Origin of the sequence: Nonomuraea sp. LP-02 (assembly GCF_036289125.1) — a bacterium.
In the GTDB taxonomy this organism is placed as follows: domain Bacteria; phylum Actinomycetota; class Actinomycetes; order Streptosporangiales; family Streptosporangiaceae; genus Nonomuraea; species Nonomuraea bangladeshensis.
The window spans coordinates 9,237,961-9,262,952 of sequence record NZ_JAXCLK010000001.1 but is presented as its reverse complement, the minus strand read 5'-3'; the positions used below and the strand labels follow the sequence as shown (position 1 = coordinate 9,262,952).

24 protein-coding genes are annotated in these 24,992 nt (G+C 72.8%); 17 read left to right on the top strand and 7 right to left on the bottom strand.

What is annotated here, in order from left to right; genetic code table 11:
- Positions 1–48: 48 nt before the first annotated feature.
- Entirely contained in the window at positions 49–1,461 is a 1,413-nt protein-coding gene (sthA, locus tag SMD20_RS43120) for a Si-specific NAD(P)(+) transhydrogenase (protein ID WP_329592320.1), read from the top strand.
- A 9-nt stretch (positions 1,462–1,470) separates the two neighbouring features.
- Here the strand turns inward: sthA and SMD20_RS43115 are convergent, their stop codons facing one another.
- Complete coding sequence (locus SMD20_RS43115; RefSeq protein ID WP_329592318.1) at positions 1,471–2,181, bottom strand: DoxX family protein; 711 nt, start codon at positions 2,179–2,181, stop codon at positions 1,471–1,473.
- A 35-nt stretch (positions 2,182–2,216) separates the two neighbouring features.
- A complete protein-coding gene (locus SMD20_RS43110) occupies positions 2,217–3,746 on the bottom strand; it encodes an MFS transporter (RefSeq protein ID WP_329592317.1) in 1,530 nt (509 codons plus the stop codon).
- Positions 3,747–4,004: 258 nt separating this feature from the next.
- Here SMD20_RS43110 and SMD20_RS43105 point away from each other — a divergent pair, with 258 nt between their 5' ends.
- The 8 genes from SMD20_RS43105 to SMD20_RS43070 all read left to right on the top strand — a co-directional run bounded on the left by SMD20_RS43105 (position 4,005) and on the right by SMD20_RS43070 (position 16,030).
- Positions 4,005–5,735, top strand: a complete 1,731-nt coding sequence (locus SMD20_RS43105) for a tetratricopeptide repeat protein (RefSeq protein ID WP_329592314.1) — start codon at positions 4,005–4,007, stop codon at positions 5,733–5,735.
- Between the two features lie 15 nt (positions 5,736–5,750).
- Positions 5,751–6,665 (top strand): haloalkane dehalogenase, encoded by a 915-nt coding sequence (locus SMD20_RS43100; protein WP_329592312.1) that lies wholly within the window; start codon positions 5,751–5,753, stop codon positions 6,663–6,665.
- 46 nt (positions 6,666–6,711) lie between these two features.
- Complete coding sequence (locus SMD20_RS43095; RefSeq protein ID WP_329592310.1) at positions 6,712–9,057, top strand: AAA family ATPase; 2,346 nt, start codon at positions 6,712–6,714, stop codon at positions 9,055–9,057.
- Positions 9,058–9,135: 78 nt separating this feature from the next.
- Positions 9,136–10,122, top strand: coding sequence for an ABC transporter permease (locus SMD20_RS43090; RefSeq protein ID WP_329592308.1), 987 nt, complete (start codon positions 9,136–9,138; stop codon positions 10,120–10,122).
- Positions 10,119–11,027 (top strand): ABC transporter permease, encoded by a 909-nt coding sequence (locus SMD20_RS43085; protein WP_329592306.1) that lies wholly within the window; start codon positions 10,119–10,121, stop codon positions 11,025–11,027. Before SMD20_RS43090 ends, SMD20_RS43085 begins: the two co-directional genes overlap by 4 nt.
- On the top strand, positions 11,024–13,171 hold the full coding sequence (locus SMD20_RS43080; RefSeq protein ID WP_329592304.1) for a dipeptide ABC transporter ATP-binding protein: 2,148 nt from the start codon (positions 11,024–11,026) through the stop codon (positions 13,169–13,171). The genes SMD20_RS43085 and SMD20_RS43080 overlap by 4 nt, the downstream gene beginning before the upstream one ends.
- A gap of 18 nt (positions 13,172–13,189) precedes the next feature.
- Positions 13,190–14,884 (top strand): ABC transporter family substrate-binding protein, encoded by a 1,695-nt coding sequence (locus SMD20_RS43075; RefSeq protein WP_329592302.1) that lies wholly within the window; start codon positions 13,190–13,192, stop codon positions 14,882–14,884.
- A gap of 51 nt (positions 14,885–14,935) precedes the next feature.
- Positions 14,936–16,030, top strand: a complete 1,095-nt coding sequence (locus SMD20_RS43070) for a DNA glycosylase AlkZ-like family protein (RefSeq protein WP_329592300.1) — start codon at positions 14,936–14,938, stop codon at positions 16,028–16,030.
- 7 nt (positions 16,031–16,037) lie between these two features.
- Here the strand turns inward: SMD20_RS43070 and SMD20_RS43065 are convergent, their stop codons facing one another.
- Entirely contained in the window at positions 16,038–16,292 is a 255-nt protein-coding gene (locus SMD20_RS43065; RefSeq protein ID WP_329592298.1) for a hypothetical protein, read from the bottom strand.
- Between the two features lie 146 nt (positions 16,293–16,438).
- Here SMD20_RS43065 and SMD20_RS43060 point away from each other — a divergent pair, with 146 nt between their 5' ends.
- The 3 genes from SMD20_RS43060 to SMD20_RS43050 all read left to right on the top strand — a co-directional run bounded on the left by SMD20_RS43060 (position 16,439) and on the right by SMD20_RS43050 (position 17,778).
- Positions 16,439–16,894: a hypothetical protein gene (locus SMD20_RS43060; protein WP_329592296.1), complete on the top strand. Its 456-nt coding sequence runs from the start codon at positions 16,439–16,441 to the stop codon at positions 16,892–16,894.
- A 112-nt stretch (positions 16,895–17,006) separates the two neighbouring features.
- Positions 17,007–17,450: a carboxymuconolactone decarboxylase family protein gene (locus SMD20_RS43055; protein ID WP_329592294.1), complete on the top strand. Its 444-nt coding sequence runs from the start codon at positions 17,007–17,009 to the stop codon at positions 17,448–17,450.
- A 178-nt stretch (positions 17,451–17,628) separates the two neighbouring features.
- On the top strand, positions 17,629–17,778 hold the full coding sequence (locus SMD20_RS43050) for a hypothetical protein (protein ID WP_329592293.1): 150 nt from the start codon (positions 17,629–17,631) through the stop codon (positions 17,776–17,778).
- Positions 17,779–17,781: 3 nt separating this feature from the next.
- On the opposite strand, the gene SMD20_RS43045 is transcribed toward SMD20_RS43050, so the two are convergent.
- Together SMD20_RS43045 and SMD20_RS43040 are read right to left on the bottom strand one after the other, a co-directional pair.
- Positions 17,782–18,405 (bottom strand): pyridoxamine 5'-phosphate oxidase family protein, encoded by a 624-nt coding sequence (locus tag SMD20_RS43045; RefSeq protein WP_329592291.1) that lies wholly within the window; start codon positions 18,403–18,405, stop codon positions 17,782–17,784.
- Positions 18,353–18,958, bottom strand: a complete 606-nt coding sequence (locus SMD20_RS43040) for a winged helix-turn-helix transcriptional regulator (RefSeq protein ID WP_329592289.1) — start codon at positions 18,956–18,958, stop codon at positions 18,353–18,355. Before SMD20_RS43040 ends, SMD20_RS43045 begins: the two co-directional genes overlap by 53 nt.
- 47 nt (positions 18,959–19,005) lie before the next feature.
- Between SMD20_RS43040 and SMD20_RS43035 the strand changes: the two genes are divergently transcribed.
- Positions 19,006–20,373, top strand: coding sequence for an MFS transporter (locus tag SMD20_RS43035; protein ID WP_329592287.1), 1,368 nt, complete (start codon positions 19,006–19,008; stop codon positions 20,371–20,373).
- A gap of 50 nt (positions 20,374–20,423) precedes the next feature.
- Here SMD20_RS43035 and SMD20_RS43030 read toward each other — a convergent pair whose 3' ends face one another.
- Together SMD20_RS43030 and SMD20_RS43025 are read right to left on the bottom strand one after the other, a co-directional pair.
- A complete protein-coding gene (locus SMD20_RS43030) occupies positions 20,424–21,506 on the bottom strand; it encodes a PrsW family intramembrane metalloprotease (protein WP_329592285.1) in 1,083 nt (360 codons plus the stop codon).
- 58 nt (positions 21,507–21,564) lie between these two features.
- Complete coding sequence (locus SMD20_RS43025; RefSeq protein ID WP_329592283.1) at positions 21,565–22,776, bottom strand: amidohydrolase; 1,212 nt, start codon at positions 22,774–22,776, stop codon at positions 21,565–21,567.
- A 37-nt stretch (positions 22,777–22,813) separates the two neighbouring features.
- On the opposite strand from SMD20_RS43025, the gene SMD20_RS43020 reads away from it, so the two are divergent.
- From SMD20_RS43020 to SMD20_RS43005, 4 genes are all read left to right on the top strand, one after another.
- Positions 22,814–23,212 (top strand): ester cyclase, encoded by a 399-nt coding sequence (locus SMD20_RS43020; RefSeq protein WP_329592281.1) that lies wholly within the window; start codon positions 22,814–22,816, stop codon positions 23,210–23,212.
- 29 nt (positions 23,213–23,241) lie between these two features.
- On the top strand, positions 23,242–23,727 hold the full coding sequence (locus SMD20_RS43015) for a TIGR03618 family F420-dependent PPOX class oxidoreductase (RefSeq protein WP_329592279.1): 486 nt from the start codon (positions 23,242–23,244) through the stop codon (positions 23,725–23,727).
- A 37-nt stretch (positions 23,728–23,764) separates the two neighbouring features.
- Positions 23,765–24,037, top strand: a complete 273-nt coding sequence (locus SMD20_RS43010; protein ID WP_329592846.1) for an aspartate/glutamate racemase family protein — start codon at positions 23,765–23,767, stop codon at positions 24,035–24,037.
- A gap of 119 nt (positions 24,038–24,156) precedes the next feature.
- Entirely contained in the window at positions 24,157–24,987 is an 831-nt protein-coding gene (locus SMD20_RS43005; RefSeq protein ID WP_329592277.1) for a glycerophosphodiester phosphodiesterase, read from the top strand.
- Positions 24,988–24,992: the final 5 nt, after the last annotated feature.

Below are 24,992 nucleotides of genomic sequence, written 5' to 3'. Positions count from 1 at the left end.
GCAGACGGGGCTTTCCGGCGCGGTGCGGCGGACCGCACACTGTACGTTGTGGCGGACTTTGACGTAGTTGTCCTGGGCTCCGGGCCCGGCGGACAGAAGGCCGCGATCGCCGCGGCGAAGCTCGGCCGGCGCGTCGCCGTGATCGAGAAACGGCACATGATCGGCGGCGTGTGCATCAACACGGGCACGATCCCCTCCAAGACGCTGCGCGAGGCGGTGCTCTACCTCACCGGGCTCAACCAGCGCGAGCTGTACGGCGCCAGCTACCGCGTCAAGGACGAGATCACGGTCACCGACCTCGGCATGCGCACGCAGCACGTGATCGGCCGCGAGATCCAGGTGATCCGCAGCCAGCTCGCCCGCAACCACGTGACGGTGCTGCACGGCACCGGGCGGTTCCTCGACCCGCACACGATCGGCGTGTCCGGCGACGACGACAGCGCCGAGAAGAAGATCACCGCCGACCGGATCGTGATCGCCACCGGCACCTCGCCGGCCCGGCCGGACAGCGTGGAGTTCGACGACCGTACGGTGATCGACTCCGACGCGATCCTGCGGCTGGAGCGGGTGCCGGAGACGCTGGTGGTCGTCGGGGCCGGCGTGATCGGCATCGAGTACGCCTCCATGTTCGCCGCGCTCGGCACGAAGGTGACGGTGGTGGAGCGGCGCGAGCGCATGCTGGAGTTCTGCGACCTGGAGATCGTCGAGGCGCTGAAGTACCACCTGCGCGACCTGGCGGTCACCTTCAGGTTCGGCGAGAACGTGGCGGCCGTCGAGCGGCGCGGCAGCGGCGCGCTGACCGTGCTGGAGAGCGGGAAGAGGATCCCCGCCGACTGCGTGATGTACTCGGCCGGCCGCCAGGGCAAGACCGCCGAGCTGTGCCTGGAGGCCGCGGGTCTGGCGGCCGACCGGCGCGGCCGGATCGCGGTGGACGACAACTACGCCACCGCCGTCCCGCACATCTACGCCGTGGGCGACGTGATCGGCTTCCCCGCGCTCGCGGCCACCTCGATGGAGCAGGGCCGGGTGGCCGCGCAGCACGCCTGCGGCGAGCCGGTCGAGGAGCTGGCCGAGCTGACGCCCATCGGCATCTACACGATCCCGGAGATCAGCTTCGTCGGGAAGTCGGAGGACGAGCTGACGCGGGAGAAGGTGCCGTTCGAGGTGGGCGTGTCGCGCTACCGGGAGCTGGCCAGGGGGCAGATCATCGGCGACTCGTACGGCATGCTCAAGCTGCTGGTGTCCTCGGAGGACCGGCGGCTGCTGGGCGTGCACGTGTTCGGCACGGGCGCGACGGAGCTGGTGCACATCGGGCAGACCGTCATGGGGTGCGGCGGCACCGTGGACTACCTGGTGAACGCCGTTTTCAACTATCCGACGCTGGCGGAGTCGTACAAGGTGGCGGCCCTGGACGCGATGAACAAGATGCGGGTGGTGGCCCGGCTCACCGCGGAGATGTGACCCCGGTCCTCACTCGTCGGACGTGCGCCTGCTCCGGGCGGCGGGCTTCTTGCGCCCGGCGACCAGCGTGTCGCCCGGGGCGGGGGCCCGCTCCTCGGTGCGCTTGGAAGCGGCGGCGCGCGGGCGTGGGTGCGGCGCGGTGTCCTCGGTGGCGGAGCGCTCCTCGGGCGGGTCCGCGGGAGGGGTCTCGGGCGGGGCGGTCTGCTGCTCCGCGGCGGGGGGCTCCCCGGCCTCGTCCGCGGGCCGCGCCGGGGCGTCCGGGTCGCGGAAGGACGCGATGACCCGCTCGGCGTCGTGGTCGGCGGCGAACTCGTCGGCCGCCGCCGCCTCCCGCCGCCGGATCACCACCATGTGGTCGACCGACACCCGCCCGGCCCCCACCACGGCCAGCAGCAGCGACGCCGCGCCGAGCAGGACGATCTCGTTCACGGTGATCGGGTTGAGCGGCGGCGCGACGACGAAGACCGCCAGCGCCTCGGCGAAGAGGAACAGGCCCGTGACGGAGACCGCCAGCCCGGCGATCAGCAGGGCCCCGCCGATGAGCTCGGCGAGCATCGTGACCGTGGCCCATGCCTGCGGCGCGGGCGCGCCCTGCTCCAGGAACTTGGAGCCGGTGAGCTTCAGGCCGTCCTCCAGCTTGGCCCATCCGTTGGCGAAGAAGATCCCGCCCACGCACAGGCGGGCGACTAAGGCCGCGACATCACGGGAGACCTGTTTCACGGTAGTTGACTGCCCGGTACGGGACATGGCACACCTCAATCACGGCGGAGCAGCACGGCCACCGCGACGGCCGTCAGGCTCAACAGGACGACGCTCACGACGACGGTCGTGTGCAGGGCGTTGACGAAGGCCCACCGGGCGGCGTCGAGCAGCGCGCCGCCCGCGCTGCCGCCCACCTGGTGCGCGACGTGCGCGGCCGAGGCCAGGGACTGGCGGGCCTCGTCCATGGAGGCCGCGGGAACCCCGGGCACGGCGCTCAGTGCGGGGGCGTAGGCGATGGCGGTGATGGTGCCGAGCACGGCGACGCCGAGGCCGGCGCCCAGCTCGTACGCGGTCTCCTCGATGGCCGCCGCCCCTCCCGCCCGGGACTCGGGGACCGCGGACATGATGGTGTCGGAGGCGGCCAGCAGCGCCACCTGCACCCCGAACCCGATGCCGACGAAGCAGACGGCCAGCATCACGGGATGCCCTTCGACGCCCCAGCTCAGCGTCGGCGTGAGGGCCAGCGCGACCAGCCCGAGCCCGCCGCTCATCGTGGCCCGCAGGCCGAGGCGCGGCAGGATGCGGGCCGCCGCGAGCCCGCCGCAGATCGCCGACAGCACCAGCGGCAGCATGCGCACCGCCGCGCGCACCGGGCTGTCGCCGAGCACGAGCTGCAGGTACTGGGCGAGCATGAGCTGGAGCCCGACCAGCGCGAAGACGCCGAGCAGCACCCCGGTGACGCCGGTGGTGAACTCGCGCCGCCGGAACAGCCCGAGCTCCAGCAGCGGCACGGCCAGCCGCCGCTGCCGCCTGACGAAGGCGACGAGCAGCCCGGCTCCCGCCAGGAACACCAGCAGCGACGCCCACATCGGCATGAGGGTGCCCGAACCGGCCTCCTTGAGCCCGAAGGCCAGCGCCAGGAGGCCGACGACCGACAGCGCCGCGCCCGCGGCGTCCCAGGGGCGGTCCCTGCGTACGGGCGATTCGGGCAGCAGGCGGACGGCGGCGGGCAGCAGCACGAGCAGGATCGGCACGTTGATCAGGAAGACCGCGCCCCACCAGAAGCCGACCAGCACCCCGCCGACGAGCGGCCCGACGGCGGCGCCGGCCGCGGCCACCGCGCTCCAGATGCCGAGCGCGACGGCCCGCTCGCGCCGGTCGGTGAAGACCTGGCGGATGAGCGAGAGCGTGGCCGGCATGATCATCGCGCCGCCGACGCCGAGCAGTGCCCTGGCCAGGATCAGCGTCAGCGGCGTCGGGGCGAACGCGGCCCCCGCCGAGGCCAGGCCGAACAGTACGAAGCCGCACAGGACCAGGCGTTTGCGTCCGTACTTGTCGCCGAGCGTGCCGAACATGATGAGCAGCGGCGCGACGACGAGCGAGTAGACGTCGATGATCCACAGGAGCTGCACCGCGCTCGGTTCGAGCGCGGCGGTGAGCGCGGGCACCGCGATGTGCAGAACCGTCGCGTCCACCGTGATGAGCAGCAGCGCCAGGCAGAGCAGCGCCAGGACGGACCAGCGTCGCTCGCCCGGCCGGCTCGCGGAAGTCTTGACGAGCGGTGCGGCCTGTGTGACGGTCATGGGCCTCCTTGCAGGCCGATCCGCTGACAGGGCCCGCACGCGCAGGTGGTCGGCCGCTCGCGCGCCACGGTCTCGCGCCCGCCCCTTCAGGACGGCGGCGCCCCGGCTCTTGCGCTCCGGCTTGCGTGGCAGCTTAGGCCATGGCACGCGCTTGTCATAGCGGTATCGCCTGATCCACGGTCTGGCGCACCTCTCTAGTGAGATACAGCCATATGTCGGTATCTATCCAACGTCGGCCCCCCAACCGATCATGGAGGAGTGGGGACCGATCCAAGTGGTAGGAACGATGACATTCAGGATAGGTCCTCACGCGAGTGGTGCGACGAGGCGCTGACCAGGCTGAACACCGGCCGCCCCGAATCCGCGCTGGAGGCCGCCCACCGCGCCGCCGACCTCGATCCCGGGGCCGAGTGGGCGTACCGGCTCATCAGCCTCGCCCACGAGCGGCTCGGCCGCGACGCCGACGCGCTGCCCGCCGCCGAGCGGGCCGTGGCGCTGGCGCCCGGCTCCTGGCTCGCCCGCCTGCGCCTCGCCGCGGTCCTGCGCCGCCGCCCCGGTCGCTGGCCGGCGGCGGTCGAGCACGCCGAGCAGGCCAGGAGGTTCGCACCCGAGGAGGCCGACCCCGAGGTCCTGCTGGGCGACCTCGCGCTGCTGCGCGGCGACCACGCCCGCGCCGTACGCCGCTACCGCGCGGCGCTGGCCGTCGCCCCCGCCCATCCGCAGGCCAGGGTGAACCTGGCGCTGGCGCTGCTGCGCTGGGAACGGCCCCGCCCGCACCACGATCCGGCCTGGCCCGTGGACCCGCGCGACACCGGCAGGGCCAGGCGGGCGCTGGAGGTCTGGTCGCGGCAGGCCAGGCTGCTGGTCGCCGTGGCCACCGTCGCCATCGCGGCGGCAGCGCTCGCCTTCGACTGGGGGACGCGGGCGCGGCTCGCCGGGCTCGCGGTGCTCGCGCTGCTGGTGCCGCTCACGGTGCGGCAGGCGCGGCGGGTCCGGGTCTGGTCGTACGTGCCCGCCATGTTCGGACGGGACCCGTGGCTCGGCGCGGGCGTGGTGGCCGCCGTGGCGTCGGTGCCGGCCTTCGCCGCCTGGCTGGTGCTCGGGACGGCGCCCGCCGTGCCCCGCGCGCTCGACCCGGTGTGGGCCGGGCTGGCGGGCGTCGTCGTGCTCGGCTGGCCGGCGCTCGCCGCCGTGCGGGCGATGGCGGAGTCCTGGCGCGGCCGGCCGCTGCGCGCTCTGGAGCAGGCGCTGCTCGCCGGCCCCGACCGCACGGCGCGGCGCGACGTCGGGGTCACGCTCTGGATCGTCCTCGTCAGGACGTGGTCGGTGCTGGTGCCGGTGGTGGGCGGGGCGCTCGTCGTGGAGCCGCGGGCGGCCGTGGCGGCGCTGGCGGTGCCGTACCCGGTGGTGCGCGGCTGCCTGCGCGCCCGCCGCGCGGACGACCGGTGGCTCGTGGCCGCGACGCTGCTGGTCGTGCTGGCCGCCGCCGCCTGCGCGGCCGGCGGGCTGCTGGGCTCGGCGTGGGCCTGGCGGATCGGGCTGGGGGCGCTCGCGGCGGCGGTGGCGGTGTTCGCGGCGCGGGCGGCGCTGGCCTGGTGGCGGGGCGGCCCCGGGCCGTGGCGGGCCGCGCTGGTCATGTGCGACCTGCCCATGGGATCCGGGCCGTCGGCCGCGCTGACCGCCGAGGCGCGCCGGACCATCTCCTACGCCCGCGACGTCGTCCTGTCCTACGGCGACGGCCTCGGCCCCCGGGTCGCCGGCGCGGCGGCCTCCGTCACCTCCACCGGCGAGCTGCGCCTGATCGCGGGGACCGAGGCGTGGGAGGCGATCGAGGCCGATCCGCGCGTGGCGGTGTTCGCCGCCGACCCGCTCCAGCGGCGGTTCTGGGTGGAGGTGCGCGGCATCGCGCTCGCCGACGCCGACGTGCTGCGGGTGACGCCCAAGCAGGTGTCGGTGGGCGAGTTCCCTGGGCGGCACCAGCGCCGGTGACTAGAGTTTTGTTCTATGCGGATCCTGCGTACTCCCGACGAGCGCTTCGCCGGACTGCCCGACTTCCCCTACGAGCCCCGATACGCCGAGGTGGGCGACGGCCTGCGGATGGCGTACGTGGAGGCCGGCCCCGCCGGCGGCGCGCCGGTCGTGCTGCTGCACGGCGAGCCGAGCTGGTCCTTCCTCTACCGCCACGTCATGACCGAGCTGGCCGCGGCCGGGCTGCGGGCGATCGCGCCCGACCTGATCGGCTTCGGCCGCTCCGACAAGCCCGCCGGCCTCGCCGACCACACCTACGCCAGGCACGTCGAATGGACCAGGGCCCTGCTGCTCGACGCGCTCGGCCTGCGCGGCATGACCGTGGTCGGCCAGGACTGGGGCGGCCTCATCGGGCTGCGGATCGCCGCCGAGCACCCGGAGCGGGTGGCCGGGATCGTGGCCGCCAACACGGGGTTGCCGACGGGTGACATTCCCATGCCCGAGGTCTGGCACCGGTTCCGCGAGTCCGTGCTCAACGCCCCGGCGCTCGACGTCGCCCGGTTCGTACAGGCCGGGTGCAGGACCCCGCTGCCGCCCGAGGTGCGGGCCGCCTACGACGCGCCGTTCCCCGACGAGACCTACAAGGCGGGCCCCCGAGCCATGCCCGGCCTCGTGCCCACCTCCCCCGACGACCCCGCCGCGCCCGCCAACCGCGCAGCCTGGCGGGTTCTCACCACGCTGGACCGCCCGTTCCTGGTGGCCTTCTCCGACGGCGACCCGATCACCGGAGGCATGCGGCCGATCCTGCTCAAGTCGATGGCAGGGGCCTCCGGCCTGGAGCATCCCGTGATCAAGGGCGCCGGGCACTTCCTCCAGGAGGACGCCGGCGCCGAGCTCGGCCGTCAGATCGCCGCTTTCGTGACCTCGGCCCAGCGTGTCAGAAACGCCTAATCGTCCGTCCAGTGCGGTATAACCGGGGGCGGACCGGGGAGGCGTGATGCATGAGTCCGGCAGGGCCCAGGCCGCGGGGCGGGCCGCAGCGCGGGATCTGTTCGAACAGGTGCGGGAGCGCTACTTCCGGATCCCTCCTGGGGTGCGGCGGGTGCTCTACGTGGTCGTGCTCGTCGCGACGATGGGAGTGGGCGCGGCCCTCGGCTGGGACCTGCTGAGCACCTTCCCCCTCGTCCTGCTGGCGCTCGCCTTCATCGCACTCACCATGCGCTTCCCCCGCGCCGCCGCCACCACGCTGGTGGTGGTGTGCTGGATGGCGCTCGCCCTCCAGGCGTTCGCGCGCCTCTACCCCGCGGGCTCGTTCGCGGTGCACCTGATGGTCGGGCTGGCCCTGCCGGTCGCCGCCGCCGCGCACCTCATCCGCTGGGTGACACCGTGGGTGACCACTCTGACGGCGCTCCTGCCCGCCGGCCTGCTCGCCGCGGCCCTGTCCCCCGTCTCCGCCACCATCTCGGTCTGGGTCGCGTACGCCGCCGCGCTCGCCGTCCTCGTCCAGCGCCTCCTGCTGGCCCGCCGGACCAGGGCCGAGAACGCCGTCGAGGAGCAGGTCAGGGTCAGGGCCCGCGAGGGCCGTCCCGAGACCGCCCTGGACAAACCGGGCGGGCCGCCCCAGATCTCCGTCGAGGACGCGCTCGCCGAGCTGGAGAGCATGATCGGGCTCGCCCCGGTCAAGGAGCAGGTGCGCTCGATCGCCGCCTCCATCGAGGCGTCCCGGCTGCGCGCCGAGGCGGGCTACGCCAGCGAGCGGCCCACCCGTCACTTCGTCTTCGTCGGCCCGCCCGGCACCGGCAAGACCTCGGTGGCCCGCGCGCTCGCCAAGATCTTCTACGCGTTCGGCCTGCTGGAGACCCCCTACGTGGTCGAGGCGCAGCGCGCCGACCTGGTGGGCGAGTTCCTGGGCGCGACCGCGATCAAGACCAACGAGCTGGTCGACCGGGCGCTCGGCGGGGTGCTGTTCATCGACGAGGCGTACGGGCTGGTCAACTCCTCCGACGGCCAGCCCGACCGGTTCGGCGCCGAGGCCGTGCAGACCCTGCTCAAGCGGGCCGAGGACGACCGCGACCGGGTGATCATCATCCTGGCCGGCTACGAGCAGGAGATGAGCGGCTTCCTGTCCAGCAACCCCGGCCTGGCCAGCCGCTTCGCCACCCGCGTACGCTTCCCCGGCTACTCCCCGCAGGAGCTCGTCGAGGTCACCGAGCTGCTCCAGCGGCGGCGGGGCGACCAGATGAGCCACGAGACCCGGCGCGTCCTGCTCGGCCTGTACGACGACGTGCACCGCCGCGGCCTGGTCGACGAGCTGGGCAACGCCCGCTTCGCCCGCAGCCTGGTCGAGGCCGCCGCGCAGGCCCGCGACGTACGCGTGGTGGGCGCGGGCGGCACGCCGACCACCGCCGACCTCGTGACGACCACCACGGCCGACGTCACCAAGGCGTTCGACGACCTCACCGCCCGCTTCCGCGGCTACGCCGCCACCCCCACGCTGGAGGAGGCGCTCGCCGACCTCGACCGCATGGCGGGCCTGGCCCCGGTCAAGCGGCAGGTGCACGCCATCGCCGCGCAGCTCCAGGTGGCCCGCATGCGGCAGGAGCGCGGGCTGCCCACGCCGCAGCAGATGCGCCACTTCGTCTTCGTGGGGCCGCCCGGCACCGGCAAGACCACCGTCGCCCGGGTCCTCGGCCGCGTCTTCGCCGCGCTCGGCCTGCTGGCCAGGCCCGACGTGGTCGAGGCGCACCGCGCCGACCTGGTCGGCCAGCACCTCGGCGCCACCGCGATCAAGACCAACGAGCTGATCGACCGGGCGCTCGGCGGGGTGCTGTTCATCGACGAGGCCTACAGCCTGATCAACCCCGGCTACCAGGGCGGCGACGCCTTCGGCGCCGAGGCCGTGCAGACGCTGCTCAAGCGGGCCGAGGACGACCGCGACCGGCTCGTCGTCGTGCTGGCCGGCTACGAGCGCGAGATGGACGGCTTCCTCGCCACCAACCCCGGCCTGGCCAGCCGGTTCAACCAGCGCGTGGCCTTCCCCAGCTACTCCCCCGCCGAGCTGAGCGAGATCGCGGTCCTGCTCGCGTCCAAGGCGGGCGACACCTTCGACGAGGGCGCGCTGCGCAACCTCGACGAGGTCTTCACCTGGGTCTGCGCGGAGCGGCTGATCGACGGCCTCGGCAACGGCCGCTTCGCCCGTTCGCTGTTCGAGCGCGCCGCGATGCGCCGGGACGTACGCCTGGCCGCGCAGGCCGGGGCCGGCTCGGCGGCCAGTGCGGCCGAGCTGACCACGATCACGAGCGAGGACGTCGCCGCCGCCGTGGACGAACTTTCCGGCCGCTGACTTCTTCCTGCTGCGTGCGCCCACCCGTCGCATGGTGTAGCTATATGACTGCGTAGCGTGCTCGGCGGAGGGAGGGCGATGGCCGGGTTCCTGGTCCGCAGGCTGCTCGGCTACACCGTGCTCGTCGTGGTGGCCGCCAGCCTCTCCTATCTGCTGGCCGCCGTCGCCCTCGACCCGCGCTCCAACTACGCTGACCGCACGCCCAAGCCGCCGCCGGCCGTGGTCGACGCGCAGCTCGCCGCGCTCAACCTCAACGACAAGGTCCCGCTGCTGCAGCGCTACGCCACCTGGGCGGGCGGGGTGGTCCGGGGCGACTTCGGCAGGACGATCACCGGTTCGCCGGTCGGCGACGACCTCAGGCGGCGCATGAGCGTGACGTTCCGGCTGGTGATCCTGGGGGTGTTCTTCGGCAGCCTGATCGGGGTGCTGGCCGGAGCGCTCGCCGCGGTCCGGCAGTACGGCTGGTTCGACCGGCTCTCCACCGGCCTGTCGTTCGTGGTGCTCGCGGTGCCGGTGGTCGTGGTGGCCAACATGCTGATCCTGCTGGCGTCCTGGGCCAACGAACGGGTCTTCGGCCACCAGGTGCTGCTGGTCAGCGGCGAGCACACCGACGGGCTGACCGCCGGGTTCTGGGGGCAGGCCGTCGACCGGGTGCAGCACCTCATCCTGCCGACGATCTCGCTGTCCGTCGGGCTCGCCGCCGTCTTCAGCCGCTACCAGCGCAACATGATGCTCGACGTGCTCGGCGCCGACTACGTGCGCACCGCCGTGGCCAAGGGGCTGAGCCGGCGCAAGGCGCTGGTCCGGCACGCGCTGCGCACGGCGCTGATCCCGGTGGCGACCTACTTCGCCTTCACGTTCGGGGCGCTGCTGACCGGGGCCACGTTCACCGAGAAGATCTTCGGCTGGCACGGGCTGGGCGAGCAGCTCATCAACTCGATCTTCAGCAACGACGTCAACACGGTCGCCGCCATCTCGCTGCTCGCGGGCGTCGCGGTGCTGTGCGCCTCACTCGCCGCCGACCTGCTGCACGCGGCGCTCGATCCGAGGGTGCGGTCCGCATGACGCTGTCGCAGGAGGAGCTGGCCGAGGAGCTGAGCGACGGCGCGGTCGCGCGCGTCCCCTCCCGGATGCGGGTGGTGGCCGGGCGGTTCTTCCGCTCCCCGCAGGGGATCGCGGGCTTCGCGGTGCTGGCGGCGATGTTCCTGCTGGCCTTCGCCGGGCCGCTGGTCAGCCGGTGGAGCTACACCGACAAGGACTTCACCGCGTTCCTGCAGCCGCCCTCCGCCGACCACTGGTTCGGAACGCTCCAAACGGGCGCCGACGTCTTCGCCCTCACCCTGCGCGGCATGCAGAAGTCGCTGGTCGTGGGCCTGCTGGCGGCGCTGGTCTCCACGACGCTCGCGGCCCTCGTCGGCGCGTTCGCCGGCTACTTCCTCGGCTGGACCGACCGCGTGCTGAGCTGGACGACCGACCTGCTGCTCGTGCTGCCCGCCTTCCTCGTGCTGGCGATCATGTCGCCATTGTTCGGGGCCGGGCAATGGGCGTTGTTCGTGGTCATGCTGGCGCTGTTCCTGTGGATGGTGACCTCCAAGGTCGTCAGGGGGATGACGATCTCGCTCAAGGAGCGGGAGTTCATCCAGGCCGCCCGCTACATGGGGGTGCCGCCGGTGCGCATCGTCTTCCGGCACGTGATCCCCAACCTGTCGTCGCTGCTCGTCGTGGACGCCACGCTCAACGTCAGCGCGGCCATCCTGACCGAGACGTCGCTGTCCTACTTCGGGTTCGGCATCCAGCCGCCCGACGTGTCGTTCGGCACGCTGATCGCCGACGGGTCGAGGACGGCCATGTACGCGCCGTGGACGTTCTGGTTCGTGGCCGGGCTGCTGGTGGTCACGGTGCTCGCGGTCAACCTCGTCGGCGACGCGCTGCGCGACGCGTTCGACCCGGCGGCGAAGAGGGCACGATGAGACCGGTCCTGGAGGTCACCGACCTCGGCGTCACCTTCGGCGGCGTGCCGGCCGTGCGCGGCGTCGGCTACGCGGTGCGGCCCGGCGAGGTGCTGGCCATCGTCGGCGAGTCGGGGTCGGGCAAGTCCGTCGCCTCGGCGGCCGTCATGGGCCTGCTGCCGCCGGGGGCGCGCGTCACCGGGTCGGTGCGGCTGCACGGCAAGGAGCTGATCGGCGCGCCCGCCCGCGAGCTCGACGCGCTGCGTGGCCGGACGATCTCCATGGTGTTCCAGGACCCGCTGTCGGCGCTCACGCCGGTCTACCGGGTGGGCGACCAGATCGCCGAGGCCGTGCGCGTACACCAGCGCGTGAGCAAGGAGAACGCCCTGGTCAAGGCGGTGGAGCTGCTGGAGCTCGTCGGCATCCCGCGTCCGGCCGAGCGGGCGCTCGCCTTCCCGCACGAGTTCTCCGGCGGGATGCGGCAGCGCGTGATGATCGCGATGGCCATCGCCAACGACCCCGACGTGATCATCTGCGACGAGCCGACCACCGCGCTCGACGTCACCGTACAGGCGCAGGTGCTGGAGGTGCTGAAGACGGCGCAGCGCAAGACCGGCGCGGCCATCATCATGATCACGCACGATCTCGGGGTGGTGGCCGGCTTCGCCGATCGGGTGCTCGTCATGTACGCCGGCCGCCCCGTCGAGGTCGGCGGCGTCGACGACGTCTACTACCGGCCGCGCATGCCCTACACCGTGGGCCTGCTGGGCTCGGTGCCGCGCATCGACCGCCACGGCGGGCGGCTGACGCCGATCGAGGGCAGCCCGCCCTCCCCCGCCGCGCTGCCGCCCGGCTGCCCGTTCGCGCCGCGCTGCCCGCTGCGCGTGGCCGCCTGCGACGAGCGCGAGCCCCCGCTGTACGAGGTGGGCGAGGGGCATCGCGCGGCGTGCATCCGCTGGGAGGACGTGCGCCCCGTCGCCCTCGCCGACGCCACCGGCCCGGTCGGCGTCGCCGACGCCGGCCTCGCTGGCCGTCTTGGCCTCGCCGACGTCGCCGGCCCCGTCGGCCCCGCCGGCCCCGTCGGCCCTCCCGATGCCGCCGGTTCCGGCGCGGGCGGCGAGGACGGCGCCGAGCCGCCGGGAGGCTCGCGGGCGCGGCACCGGCGGACGGTGCTGGAGGTCAGCGGCCTGGTCAAGGACTACCCACTGGTCAAGGGCGCTGTGTTCAGGCGGCGGGTGGGCACCGTGCACGCGGTCGCCGGGGTCGGCTTCGACATCCGCGAGGGCGAGACGCTGGCCCTGGTCGGCGAGTCGGGCAGCGGCAAGACCACGACGCTGACCCAGATCCTGGAGCTGGCCGCCCCGCAGGCCGGCCGCATCGTCGTGCTCGGCCGCGACACCTCCCGGCTCGGCCGGGGCGAGCGCACCGCGATCCGGCGCGACCTGCAGGTGGTCTTCCAGGACCCGCTGGCCTCGCTCGACCCGCGCATGACCGTCCACGACATCGTGGCCGAGCCGCTGCGCACGCACGGGCACCGGCAGCCGGGGCGGCGGGTGGCCGAGCTGCTGGCGCTGGTCGGCCTGGATCCCGAGCACGCCGCCCGCTACCCGCAGGACTTCTCCGGTGGGCAGCGGCAGCGCGTCGGCATCGCGCGGGCGCTGGCGCTGGAGCCCCGGCTGCTGGTGCTGGACGAGCCGGTCTCGGCGCTGGACGTGTCGATCCAGGCCGGCGTGATCAACCTGCTCGGCGCATTGCGGGCCAGGCTCGGGCTGTCCTACCTGTTCGTGGCGCACGACCTGGCCGTGGTGCGGCATCTCGCCGACCGTGTGGCGGTCATGTACCTCGGCAGGATCGCCGAGATCGGCCGGGTCGACGCCGTCTACGACGCCCCGATGCATCCGTACACCCAGGCCCTGCTGTCAGCGATCCCGCTGCCCGACCCGGCGCGCGAGCGTTCCCGGCGGCGGATCCTGCTGGAGGGCGACCTGCCCAGCCCGGCCGACCCTCCGACGGGCTGCCGCTTCCGCACCAGGTGCCCCAAGTTCCGTGGCGAGCTCACCGACGACGAGCGCGGGCTCTGCGTCCTGGTGGAGCCCGACGTGCGGACGCTGGGCGAGGACCACGGCGCGGCCTGCCATTACGCCGAGAGGCGTGTCGTCGTTTAGACCAGGAGGAACCGCTCGATGAAAGCAGCACGTCTCGTCCTCGCCCTGGCCGTGGCCGCGCCGCTGGCCCTGGCGGGCTGCGGGGGCCGCTCCGGCGGCGGCGCGGGAGGCACCGGGGGCCGGGGCGACGACCGTACGATCAGGGCGTTCGACATCAACCCGCGCCCGCGCGACCAGGTCAAGGACGGCGGCACGCTCCGGTGGGGCATCAACGAGCTGCCCGCGCAGTGGAACCGCAACCACGTCGACGGCAACCTGGCGGTGGCGGCGTCGGTCAGCAACGCGCTGCTGCCCGCGCCGTTCTACTCCGACGAGAAGGCGGAGATCACGCCCGACCGCGACTACGTGCTGGAGGCCGAGGTGACGGCGCGGCGGCCGCGGCAGGTCGTCACCTACACGCTCAACCCGAAGGCGCACTGGTCCGACGGCAAGCCGATCACCTGGGCCGACTACCAGGCCCAGTGGCGGGCGCTCAACGGCAAGGACCCCGCCTACCGCATCGCCTCCGCGACCGGCTACCAGGACATCGAGAAGGTGGCGCGGGGCAAGGACGACCACGAGGTGGTGGTGACGTTCGCGCGGCCGTTCGGCGACTGGCAGTCGCTGTTCGGGCCGCTGCTGCCGGCCGCCACCAACTCCTCGGCGGAGGCGTTCAACACCGGGTGGCTCAACAGGATCCCGGTGACGGCGGGGCCGTTCAAGTTCGGCGGGTTCGACCAGACGGCCAAGACGGTCACGCTGGTACGGGACGACGCGTGGTGGGGCGACCGGGCCAAGCTCGACCGGATCATCTACCGGGCGGCCGAGCAGGACTCGCTGATCGGCGCGTTCAGCAACGGCGAGCTCGACATCATCGACGTGGGCCCGTCCGCGCCCGACTACGCGCGGGCCAGGGCCACCTCGGGCGCCCAGGTACGGCAGGCCGCCGGGCCCGACTTCCGGCACTTCACCTTCAACGGCTCCAGCGAGCTGCTGCGTGACCGCGACGTGCGCCGGGCCGTGCAGCTCGGCATCAACCGGCAGGCCATCGCGCAGTCCGACCTGCAGGGCCTCGACTGGCCGATCGCGCTGCTCGACAACCACTTCTTCATGAACACCCAGGAGGGCTACCAGGACAACGCCGGCGAGCACGGGGCCTACAACCCCACGCGGGCGCGGCAGCTCCTGGACGCGGCCGGCTGGCGGCTCGACGGCGCGGTGCGGCGGAAGAACGGCAAACCGCTGGAGCTGCGCTTCGTGGTGCCGTCCGGGGTGCAGATCAGCAAGCAGGAGGGGGAGCTGGCGCAGAGCATGCTCGCCCAGATCGGGGTGAAGCTGACCATCCAGTCGGTGCCCAGCGGCGACTTCTTCACCAGCTACGTGATCCCCGGCAACTTCGACATCACGCCGTTCTCCTACATCGGCACGCCGTACCCCGTGTCCAGCAGCTTCGGCATCTACGCGAATGCCCCCGACGGCAAGACGTGGAACGCCAACTTCGGCCGCACCGGGTCGGCGGCCATCGACGAGGCCATGAGCCGGGCCGCGCAGAGCCTGGACCCGGCCGAGGGGCGCTCGCTCGCCAACGCCGCCGACCGGCTGCTGTGGCAGGAGGTCAACGTCCTGCCCCTCTACCAGCGGCCCCAGAACGTGGCCGTGAAGGAGACGCTGGCCAACGTGGGCGCGCGCGGCTTCTACGACCTGCACTACGAGAACATCGGCTTCACCGCCTGAGCCCGTGATCCGGCCGGCGGGAATGTCGGCCGGGTCCGGTAGAAAAGGCGGATGACGATTCGGGTGAGCTGGGGGCAGATCCTCGCCTGGCGGCTGCGCAGGCAGTTCGTGAGCGGCGCCGACGGCGGCGACGCCGTGAGCGTCGCCCGGCGGCTGTGCGGCGTGCAGGCGCAGGTGGCCTCGTCGGCGGAGCTGGCGGTGGCGGTCCGCCAGGCCGAGCCGGAGCGCGGGGAGGTGGCCCGCGCCCTGTGGTCCGAGCGCACGCTGGTCAAGACCTGGCTCATGCGGGGCGGCACGCTGCACCTGGTGCCCGCGGACGAGCTGGCCTCCTACTGCGCGGCGCTCGCGACGCTGCGGTTCTGGGAGAAGGGCTCGTGGCAGCGCGGCCACGGGGTGACGGCCGACGAGATCGCCGTGATCATGGAGGCGGTTCCCGAGGCGCTGAAGGGCGAGCCGCTGACCCGGGAGGAACTGGTCGACGCCGTGGTGACGATGACCGGCCGGACCCGGCTGCGCGAGGCGCTGGCATCCGGCTGGGGCGCGCTGCTCAAGCCGCTCAGCCGCCTGGGCGAGCTGTGCTACGGCCCGCCGCGCGAGGGCAGGGTGACCTTCACCACCCCCGCGGGCTGGCTGCCGGGCTGGCCGGGCGAGCTGCCGCCGCACGAGGAGGCGGGCGTGCGGGTGGCGCGCGCCTATCTGGGCGCGCACGGCCCGGCGACGCCGGAGATGTTCGACGCGTGGCTGTTCGGCGGGACGGCGCGCAAGGCGGTGCTGAAGGGCTGGTTCCGCGCGCTCGCGCCCGAGCTGACCGAGGTCGGGACCGACGACGGGCTCACGCTGCTCGCGCTCTCGGAGCACGTGGACGAGCTGGCCGCCGGCCGCCCGTCCGCGGCCGTGCACCTGCTGCCGGGCTTCGACCAGTACATCCTGGGCGCGCCGCGCACGCTCGCCCCGCTCATCCCGCCGGAGCTCAAGGCCAAGGTGAGCCGCCAGGCGGGCTGGATCTCCCCCGTCGTCGTGCACGAGGGGCGGGTCGCGGGCGTGTGGGAGCACCGGGACGGCGACGTGGCGCTCGATCTGGCCGTTCCGGTGCCGGCGGAGCCGCTGGCGGAGGCCGTCGCGCGGCTGCGTCCCCTGCTGGCGTAGTCAGGGGTCAGGTGGTGGCGCTGCCCGCCATCACCCGGTCGACGATGCCCTCGCTGCCCTCCTGGCGGGCGCAGTGCGCGCAGCAGTACCAATGCTCGCCCGACTGGACGCCGTGCCCGATGACCTTGGTGCCGCAGTGCTCGCAGATCGGCGCCATGGCCTCGATCGCGCACTGGAAGCAGTCGAAGGTGTGCACCGCACCCTGCGCGTGCACCTCGAACGCCATGTCGTAGTCGTTGCCGCAGGTCTCGCAGATGGCCATGGTGATCCCCTCGGTAGTCGATCCGCCGGGGGGATACCCGGTTCCTGGGTGCACCCTTCCCAAGAAATCACCATATTCCGGCTCCGTTTGCCATCACGGTCAAGACGCAGTAAAGATCGTCGCCGACCCTGTTCCCCGATGAAGGGATGACCGTGCTCGCACGTACCGTTCTCGCGGCCGCCCTGGCCGCCGCCGGGCTCGCCGCGCTTCCTTCCTCCGCCTACGCCGCCACGGCGGCGTACACGCCGGAGCGGATCTGCGGCTCCGGCTTCCACCGTGTCGACGACGGCCACCGCGCGATGAAGACGCGCGGCGGCGCCGTTTTCGGGCACGTCTACCTGATGTACAACAAGCGCAGCGGCCAGAACTGCGTCGCCGCGATCAAGACCGCGTTCCGGGGCGTCCGCTCCGTCACCGGGGCCTACCTGGAGGTGCGCGGCGGCGGCAAATCGGAGGACGCGCAGAAATACCGCTACTACGCCGAGACCGGGCACCTGGCCGGGAGCTGGAAGTGCGTACGGTACGCCGGCTGGACCCGCGACCCCGACAACCGCGTCGAGGCGTGGGGCGGCCGCCAGAGCTGGGGCAACTGCAAGGGCTGAGATCACCCGGCCCGGGATTTTCCGGCCTGAGATTTCCGGCCTGGGGTTGTCACATCGCGGCGGCCTGCCCCGTCCAGTACCCGTAAACGCGAAACACCTACGGGAGGCTGTCATGAGCCAGCGGATCGACATCAGCAAGCACGTGCCCGGCATCTACCACCACTTCATCGAGGTGGAGAAGATCCTGCGCGGGAGCGAGCTGCCCACCGCCACCTTCGAGCTGGTGAAGCTGCGGGCCAGCCAGATCAACGGCTGCGCCTACTGCGTGGACATGCACAGCCGCGACATGAAGAAGGCCGGAGAGAGCGACGAGCGTCTGTGGATGGTGGCCGCCTGGCGCGAGGCCACGGTGTTCACCCCGGCCGAGCGGGCCGCGCTGGCGCTCACGGAGGAGGCCACCCGGCTGCCCGACCGGGAGGCCGTGCCGGACGCGGTGTGGGAGCAGGCCCGCGAGCACTACGACGACAAGCAGCTCGCGCTGCTGATCGCGGCCATCGCGATGATCAACGCCTGGAACCGGATCGGCGTGACCTGCCGGCTCACGCCCGGCACCTGACCGGAGCCGAGCTGGAGCCGGGCCGCCTTCGGGCGGCCCGGCTCCGCCCGAAGGCCGGGCACTGCCGCCCTGACCGGGCGTTATTGCGGGCTTCTTACACCGAACTTACGGGGGTATCGGTAGATAACATCAGTAACGAAAACATCACGGGGGGCTTACGATGAAGAGGCTTGTGGCAGTGCCGCCACACATCGCCAGGCACAAGGTCCGCGACATCCGTTCGGCAGACCGCCACAAGCCCCCAGCAGATCCCAAGGTCGTCGACCTGCGTGCCTACACCGGCCGCAACGTCCTCCGCTTCCCCGGCGGCCCGGCGCCCGCCGCCTGAAGGCTAGGAGGGGGCGTACAGCTTCTTGGCGTAGGCCGGGCCGTAGTACTCCTCCAGCTCCTCCACCGACTCCTCCATCTTCTGCACGTCCTTGGTGATCCGCGCGTGCGAGGGCAGGTCGTCACCCCAGGTCTCGGGCTTCCAGAGCGACGAGCGCAGGAACGCCTTCGCGCAGTGGAAGAAGATCTGCTCGATCTCGACCACGATCGCCAGGTGCGGACGGTGGCCCTTCACGATCAGCTCGTCGAAGAACGGGGCCTCGCGGACGAGCCGGGCGCGGCCGTTGATCCGCAGGGTCTCGTTGCGGCCGGGGATCAGGAAGATGAGTCCGATGTGCGGGTTGCGCAGGATGTTGATGAAGCCGTCGGCGCGGCGGTTGCCGGGCCGGTCGGGGATGGCGATCGTGGCGTCGTCGAGAACGTGGACGAACCCGGCCGGGTCGCCCTTGGGCGAGACGTCGCAGTTGCCGTGCTCGTCGGAGGTGGCGATCAGGCAGAACGGCGAGGCGGCCAGCCACTGGCGGTCGCGCTCGTGCAGCCGCACCCGCTCCTTGTTCGCCGACCTCGGCATGACCTCACCGAGCAGCTCGCGCAGCTCGGCCTCGGACCCGATTTCCGCCCAGCTCATGTGATCTCCCTTCGGGGGTTTCTCCCATCTTGTCAGGGATCGGGGCGAGCATCCTGTGCGGCGACCGAAGGGCGAGACTGACCAAGTCCGTACGCGCGTCGTCGCGCAGCCCCGGCCCCGGCCGCACCTCGACCTCCTCCAGCGGCACGCTCCGGCCGCAGGTCCCGCAGACCGAGTAGGGCTCCAGCGGGGAGCCGCAGGTGGCGTGGTGGTAGAGCCGACGGGGGCCGTTCGCGGCCAGGTGGCGCTCACCCCACTGGGCGAGGGCCAGCAGCGGCACCCACAGCTCGCGGCCCACGGGGGTCAGGACGTACTCGTCGCGGGGCGGCGCGTCCTGGTAGCGGCGCCGTTCGAGCACGCCGGCCTCGACGAGCGCGCTCAGCCGCTGGGACAGCACCGCCTTGGGGATGTCGAGGTGGGCCTGGAAGTCGGCGAAGCGGCGCACGCCGCACATCGCGTCGCGGACCACGAGCAGCGTCCAGCGCTCGCCGAGCACCTCCAGGGTCTTGGCGAAGGAGCAGTCCTGACCGTCGTAGTTCTTGCCGAGCGCCATGCGACCCATGTTAGTTCATTCACCGAACCGTGATACCGTCCGGCGCTATGAGTTCATTGACCGAACCGACTCTGGTCGTGCGGCGTGGGACCGTGGCCGTTGCCTCCGCCGCGCCGCTGCTGGTGCTGACCAACTTCACGCTGCCGATGGTGACGCTGCCGGAGATGGCCCGGGACCTGCGGGCCGGACCCACCGGGCCGGTGTGGATGCTCGGCTCGATCGCGCTCGGGCTGTCGTCGCTGCTGCTGGTCTCCGGCGGGCTGGCCGACGACCACGGCCGCAGGCGGGTGCTCGTCGCGGGCTCACTCGTGCTGGCCGCCGCGAGCGCCGTGGCCGCGGCGGCCCCGTCCGCGGCGGTGTTCGTGGCCGCCCGGTTCGTCCAGGGCGGGGCGAGCGCCGCGATGCTGGCCGCGAGCCTCGGCATCGTCGGGCACGCCTGTCCGGCCGGGCCTGAACGGATACGCGCCACCGGCAGGTACGGCGCCATGATGGGCCTCGGCACCCTGCTCGGCCCACTGCTGTCCGGCGCGCTCGCCGCGCTGACCGGCTGGCGTACGGTCTACGCGCTGATGGCGGCCTCGGCCACGGCGCTGGCGGTCGCCGCGGCCCGCCGGCTGGAGGAGTCGCGCTCGCCGGCCCGGCGCCGCTTCGACGTGCCCGGCGTGGTGCTGCTCAGCCTGGGCGTGGCGGCGCTGGTCGCAGGGGTCACCGAGGGCAGGGCCGGCTGGACGCGGCCCGTGGTGCCGGCCGCGTTCGTGCTGGCGGCGGTGCTGCTGGCGGCGTTCGTGGCGGTGGAGCGGCGGCGGGCGGAGCCGCTGCTGGACCTGGCGCTGTTCCGGCGGCCGGCGTTCCTGCTGAGCACGGGGTCGGCGCTGATCGTGGGGGCGGCGATCGTGGGGCTGCTCAACTACCTGCCGACCGTGCTGCAGGTCGCGCACGGGCTGACGGCGCTGGACACGGCGCTGCTGTGCTCCGTCTGGTCGGGGCTGTCGTTCGCGGGCTCGCTGCTGACCCGGCACGTCCGGCTGGGCTCGGCCGCGCGGCTGGCGCTGGGGCTCGCGCTGACGGCGGCCGGGTTCGCCGCGCTGCTCGGCGTGGGCGCGGCGCTGTCGCTGCCGCTGGTCGTGGCCGGGCTGGCGGTGAGCGGCGCCGGGTCCGGGCTGATCAACTCCGCGATCACCCATCTGTCCGTCGAGAGCGTCCCGGCGCACCGGGTGAGCATGGGGTCGGGGGCCAACAACACCGCCAGGTACGTCGGCTCGTCCCTCGGGGCGGCCGGCGTGGCGGCGGTCGTCGGCGCCCTGGGGCCGGCGCGCGGCGCGGCCGTGGCGATCGCCGCCTGCGTCGCGCTCACCGCCGTGACGGCCCTCGCCGTCTGGTCAGCCGCCCGGCCGTCCAGCCGGTCGGCCGCCTGATCGGCCGGACGGTCGGCCGGACGGTCGCTCCGGCACCGAGGCCGGCCCGATCACCAGCGCCGCGCCTGGGCCATGACCCCCAGGTAGGCGTCCCGCTCCACCGCGAACCTGACCGGGTCCAGCTCCCTCCGCTCGGCCCGCAGATGGAGGATGGTCAGCTCGGTCGCGGCCTGCTGGTAGTCGCTCATGGCCCGGCCGAGACCCGCCCGCCTGGCCCACTTGCGGGCCGCCTTGCGCGCGGGGAGCGTGGTGAGCATGCGGACGTCGGCGTCGGAGATCAGCCCGGTGTGCTGGTAGATCGGCAGGTAGAGGGACATCTTGCCGACGAGGTGGCGGCGCTCGTTCACGGTCACGACGACCAGCGCGACGAGCGTCGCCATGATCACCAGGTAGGCGCCGCCCAGCCAGGCGAGCGAGCCCGTGCTGGCGGCGCCGTTCCACAGCGCGTGCAGGAAGACCGCGCCGAGGTAGCCCAGCGGGATCATGGCGTACCTGAAGGTCGTGCGGCGGGTGATCGCGTAGGCCACGCCGAGGCCGATCAGCGAGGTGTAGATCGGATGGCCGAGCGGGTCGATCAGCCCTCGCACCACGAAGAGCTGGATCGCCGCCCCCGGCCCGTCCGCGCCGAACGCGAGCAGGTAGTAGCCGACGTTCTCCACGGCGGCGAAGCCGAGGCCGGCCATGGAGGCGTACACGATGCCGTCGGTCAGGTTGTCGATCTCCTGGCGGCGGCGCAGGAGCAGCAGCAGGGCCGCGCCCTTGAGCGCCTCCTCGATCACGGGGGCGAGGTAGACGGTGCCGATGCTCTCGGCGACCGCGGAGCCGTAGCCGATCTTCACCCACTCCTGGCCGACGAAGGTCAGGGCGATCCCGAGGACGATCGCCACCCCCGCGCCCCACGCGAACGCAAAGGCGAGGTGCAGCTTCGGCTCCGGCTCCAGCCGGTCGAGGGAGAGCACCGCGGCGAGCAGCACCGGCAGGGGCGCGAACGCGAGCAGCATGGACAGCCCGAATCCGACGGGACCACCCGCGACCAGCATGACCGCCAGCGTGATCAGCGCGAGGAGCCCGGAGACGACCAGACCGAGCAGCAAAGCCTTGCTGGGGCGCTGCGCGAGCGTCGGTGCTGTCATGGTGGTGCCTCTCTTCCCTTCGGTCCGCCCACTATGCGCCCCCCGCATCGACAAGCGCTTAACGGCTGCTTGATTCCCGGTAGTACGGGTCCGCCACCGAAGCCTCACCGTCCGTGTACGAATACACCTCCTTGCCGGAGATGAACACCCGCAGCGCCCGGCTCATCACGTCCAGGGGGTCGCCGGACCAGATCACCACGTCGCCGTCGAGCCCCGGGCGCAGCGCGCCGACCCGGTCGGCGAGGCCCATGATGCGGGCCGGGTTGACGGTGATCGAGCGCAGCGCCTCGGCCGCGTCGAGCCCTTCCTTCACCGCGAGCGTGGCCTGGTGGACGAGGAAGTGGATCGGCACCACGGGATGGTCGGTGGTGATCGCCAGCTCGACGCCCGCCCGCGCGAGCACGCCGGGGTTGCGCAGCGAGCGCTGGCGCAGCTCGACCTTCGACCGGCTGGTGAACAGCGGCCCGATGATCACGGGCACGTTCCGCTCGGCCAGGACGTCGGCCAGCAGGTGCCCCTCGGTCCCGTGGTTGATGATCAGCCGGTAGCCGAACTCGTCGGCCAGGCGCAGCGCGGTGGCGATGTCGTCGGCCCGGTGCGTGTGCTGGCACCAGGGCAGCTCGCCGTCGAGCACGCGGACGAGGACCTCCATCGTGCCGTCGCGGTCGAACGGCTTGTCCTCGCGGGCCGCCGCGTCCTTCCTGGCCCGGTAGTCCTGGGCCTTCATGAACGCGTCGCGGATCACCGCGGCGACGCCCTGGCGGGTGGAGGGCAGCTTCTTCTGGTCTCCGTAGACGCGCTTGGGGTTCTCGCCGAGTGCGCTCTTGACGCTCGCCGGCTCCTTGACCAGCATCTCGTCCACGGACCGGCCCCAGCACTTGACGGCGACGGTCTGGCCGCCGATCGGGTTGCCGGAGCCGGGCTTGATCACCGCGGTGGTGACGCCGCCGGACAGGGCGTCGGCGAAGGCCAGGTCCGCGGGGTTGATCGCGTCGAGCGCGCGCAGGCGGGCGCCGTTGGGGTCAGTCATCTCGTTGGTGTCGCTGCCGGCCCATCCCTCGGCCTCTTCGTGCACGCCGAGGTGGCCGTGGGCCTCGACGAACCCGGGCAGCACCCACGCGCCCGCGGCGTCCACGATCGTGGCGTCCTCGGGGATCCGGACGTCCGCGCCGACTTCGGCGATCTTCCCGTTCGTGATGAGGACGGTGCCGCCGTCGATGGGGTCGCCGTCGACAGGTACGACATATCCGCTGGTAATAGCAAGGTTCACGACTCGTAACTTATCGGTATGGGGGTAGGGGCCCGGCATGATCGCGGAACTGTACCGACGATGGCTGCTCGACATGTGGAACGGCGACTTCGGGCTCGCCCACGACCTGGTCACCCCCGGCTTCATCGGGCACTGGCCCGGCATGGACGTCCACGGCCCCGACGGGCTGGCCGAGGCGCTGCGGCAGGGGCACGCGCCGTTCGAGGACGTCACGCTCACGCTCGACGTGGGGCCGATCGTGGACGGGGACCAGGTCGCCGCGCGGTGGACGTTCGCCGGCACGTACCGGGGCGGCCTGCCCGGCGCGACCGCCGAGCCGGGCACGCGGATCGCCTTCAGCGGGCACGACCTCCTGCGGGCCGAGAACGGCAGGTTCGCCGAGTACTGGGTGATCTCCGATGCCCAGACGTTCAACCGCGAGCTAGGGATAGGGTGATACCTGCGCAATCCGGACGGGGGTGGCAGGTGTCGGAGCAGTACGCGCCGGGCGCGGACCCGGCGTTCCGCCCGCTCGCCGACGACGAGCTCTCGGCGCTGCTCGCCCGGCAACGCTTCGGCGCGCTGGCCACGGGCGACGCGGGCGGCCGCCCCCAGCTGTCCACCGTGCTGTACCGCTGGGACGCCGAGCAGCGCGTCGTCCGCATCTCGTCCCTCGCCGACCGCGCCAAGGTACGCCGGCTCCACCGTGACCCGCGCTGCGCGCTCTACGTCGCCAGCGCCGGCTTCGACGCGTACGCGGTGGCCGAGGGCTCGGCGGAGCTGTCACCGGTGACCAGCGAGCCGGGGGACGAGGTGGGCAGGGAACTGCTCGCCATGCAGGCGGGACTGGCCGATCCGGCGGACGAGGGGGCGTTCCTGCGCCGGATGGTCGCCGATCGGCGGCTGGTGATCCGGATCAGGGCGGCACGCCTGTACGGGACCGCACTCGGCTCCGCATCCGCGACACTCTGAACGAGAGGCCCGCACCTCGAACCCGGCCTGGCGCCACCTGGGCATCCTCGCCCACAGCACCGAGCTGGTGAACGGCGTGTTCACCGACCGATCCCGCCGCGCCCACCTCGACGTCATCGAACGCCTGGCCGCCGAGCGCGGCTGCGACGCCGTGGCTCTGGCCTGCACCGAGATCCCGCTCCTCGTCACGCCCGCCGACTCCCCGCTCCCCACGCTCGACTCCACCCGCCTGCTGTCCACGGCGGCCTTCGACGTGGCGACCGGCGCACGCCCGTTCCCGACCTGGCGCGGCGGCCCTCTGCCGGTATGACCTTTCTGGCGTGTCGGATGCTCATCACCTGGGCATCTGCGGTCTACTCTGCACTCAACCCTTAGTCACCCTCACTTGTCACCGTCGGTCCATCGGCCTCTCCCCGACGGAGGAGACCCATGTTCCGACACCTCGTCCTCACCCTCGCCCTGACGTTCGCCGGTGCCACCGCGGCACCGGCCTGGGCCCAGACCCCGGCCACGAGCCCCATCGACGTGGCGCACCGGGGCGCGTCGGCGTACGCCCCGGAGAACACCATCGCCGCCTTCCACCTGGCCGACGACCTGGGCGCGGACCTGTTCGAGCTCGACGTCCAGGAGACCAAGGACCACGAGCTGGTCCTGATGCACGACACCACCCTGGCCCGCACCACCGACGTGGAGGACGTCTATCCCGACCTGTCGCCGTGGCGGGTCGGCGACCTGACGCTCGCCCAGATCCGCCGCCTCGACGCCGGCTCCTGGGCCGGATCCCGCTACAAGGGCGAGCCGGTGCCCACGCTCGGCGACGCGCTGGACGCGATGGCCGGCTCCGGCATGGGCCTCCTCATGGAGGTCAAGGCCCCGGAGCTCTACCCGGGCATCGAGCGACGCATCGCCGACGAGCTCCGCCGGCACCCCGCCTGGCACGCCCCCGGTCTGCTGGTCGTGCAGTCGTTCGACTGGCAGTCCATGCGGACCCTCCACGGCCACCTGCCGCAGGTGCCGATCGGGCTCCTCGGCACGCCGTCGGCCGCCGAACTGCCGCGGCTCGCGAAGTTCGCCGACCTCATCAACCCGCCCTACACCACGCTCACGGCCGCGTACGTCCAGCGCGTCCACGCCCTCGGCATGCGTACGCTGGCCTGGACCGTGGACAACCCGACCGCCATGCGCCGGCTGCTGGACCAGGGCGTGGACGGCATCATCACCAACCGCCCCGACGTGCTCCGCGAGCTCCTGGACTCCTGACCCGG

Excerpts from the sequence above, each read along its gene's own strand:
- SMD20_RS43110 (WP_329592317.1), bottom strand. The coding sequence starts at position 3,746 with ATGACCGTCACACAGGCCGCACCGCTCGTCAAGACTTCCGCGAGCCGG.
- SMD20_RS43100 (WP_329592312.1), top strand. The coding sequence starts at position 5,751 with ATGCGGATCCTGCGTACTCCCGACGAGCGCTTCGCCGGACTGCCCGAC.
- SMD20_RS43095 (WP_329592310.1), top strand. The coding sequence starts at position 6,712 with ATGCATGAGTCCGGCAGGGCCCAGGCCGCGGGGCGGGCCGCAGCGCGG.
- SMD20_RS43090 (WP_329592308.1), top strand. The coding sequence starts at position 9,136 with ATGGCCGGGTTCCTGGTCCGCAGGCTGCTCGGCTACACCGTGCTCGTC.
- SMD20_RS43085 (WP_329592306.1), top strand. The coding sequence starts at position 10,119 with ATGACGCTGTCGCAGGAGGAGCTGGCCGAGGAGCTGAGCGACGGCGCG.
- SMD20_RS43080 (WP_329592304.1), top strand. The coding sequence starts at position 11,024 with ATGAGACCGGTCCTGGAGGTCACCGACCTCGGCGTCACCTTCGGCGGC.
- SMD20_RS43075 (WP_329592302.1), top strand. The coding sequence starts at position 13,190 with ATGAAAGCAGCACGTCTCGTCCTCGCCCTGGCCGTGGCCGCGCCGCTG.
- SMD20_RS43070 (WP_329592300.1), top strand. The coding sequence starts at position 14,936 with ATGACGATTCGGGTGAGCTGGGGGCAGATCCTCGCCTGGCGGCTGCGC.
- SMD20_RS43065 (WP_329592298.1), bottom strand. The coding sequence starts at position 16,292 with ATGGCCATCTGCGAGACCTGCGGCAACGACTACGACATGGCGTTCGAG.
- SMD20_RS43060 (WP_329592296.1), top strand. The coding sequence starts at position 16,439 with ATGACCGTGCTCGCACGTACCGTTCTCGCGGCCGCCCTGGCCGCCGCC.
- SMD20_RS43055 (WP_329592294.1), top strand. The coding sequence starts at position 17,007 with ATGAGCCAGCGGATCGACATCAGCAAGCACGTGCCCGGCATCTACCAC.
- SMD20_RS43045 (WP_329592291.1), bottom strand. The coding sequence starts at position 18,405 with ATGAGCTGGGCGGAAATCGGGTCCGAGGCCGAGCTGCGCGAGCTGCTC.
- SMD20_RS43040 (WP_329592289.1), bottom strand. The coding sequence starts at position 18,958 with ATGGCGCTCGGCAAGAACTACGACGGTCAGGACTGCTCCTTCGCCAAG.
- SMD20_RS43035 (WP_329592287.1), top strand. The coding sequence starts at position 19,006 with ATGAGTTCATTGACCGAACCGACTCTGGTCGTGCGGCGTGGGACCGTG.
- SMD20_RS43030 (WP_329592285.1), bottom strand. The coding sequence starts at position 21,506 with ATGACAGCACCGACGCTCGCGCAGCGCCCCAGCAAGGCTTTGCTGCTC.
- SMD20_RS43020 (WP_329592281.1), top strand. The coding sequence starts at position 22,814 with ATGATCGCGGAACTGTACCGACGATGGCTGCTCGACATGTGGAACGGC.
- SMD20_RS43005 (WP_329592277.1), top strand. The coding sequence starts at position 24,157 with ATGTTCCGACACCTCGTCCTCACCCTCGCCCTGACGTTCGCCGGTGCC.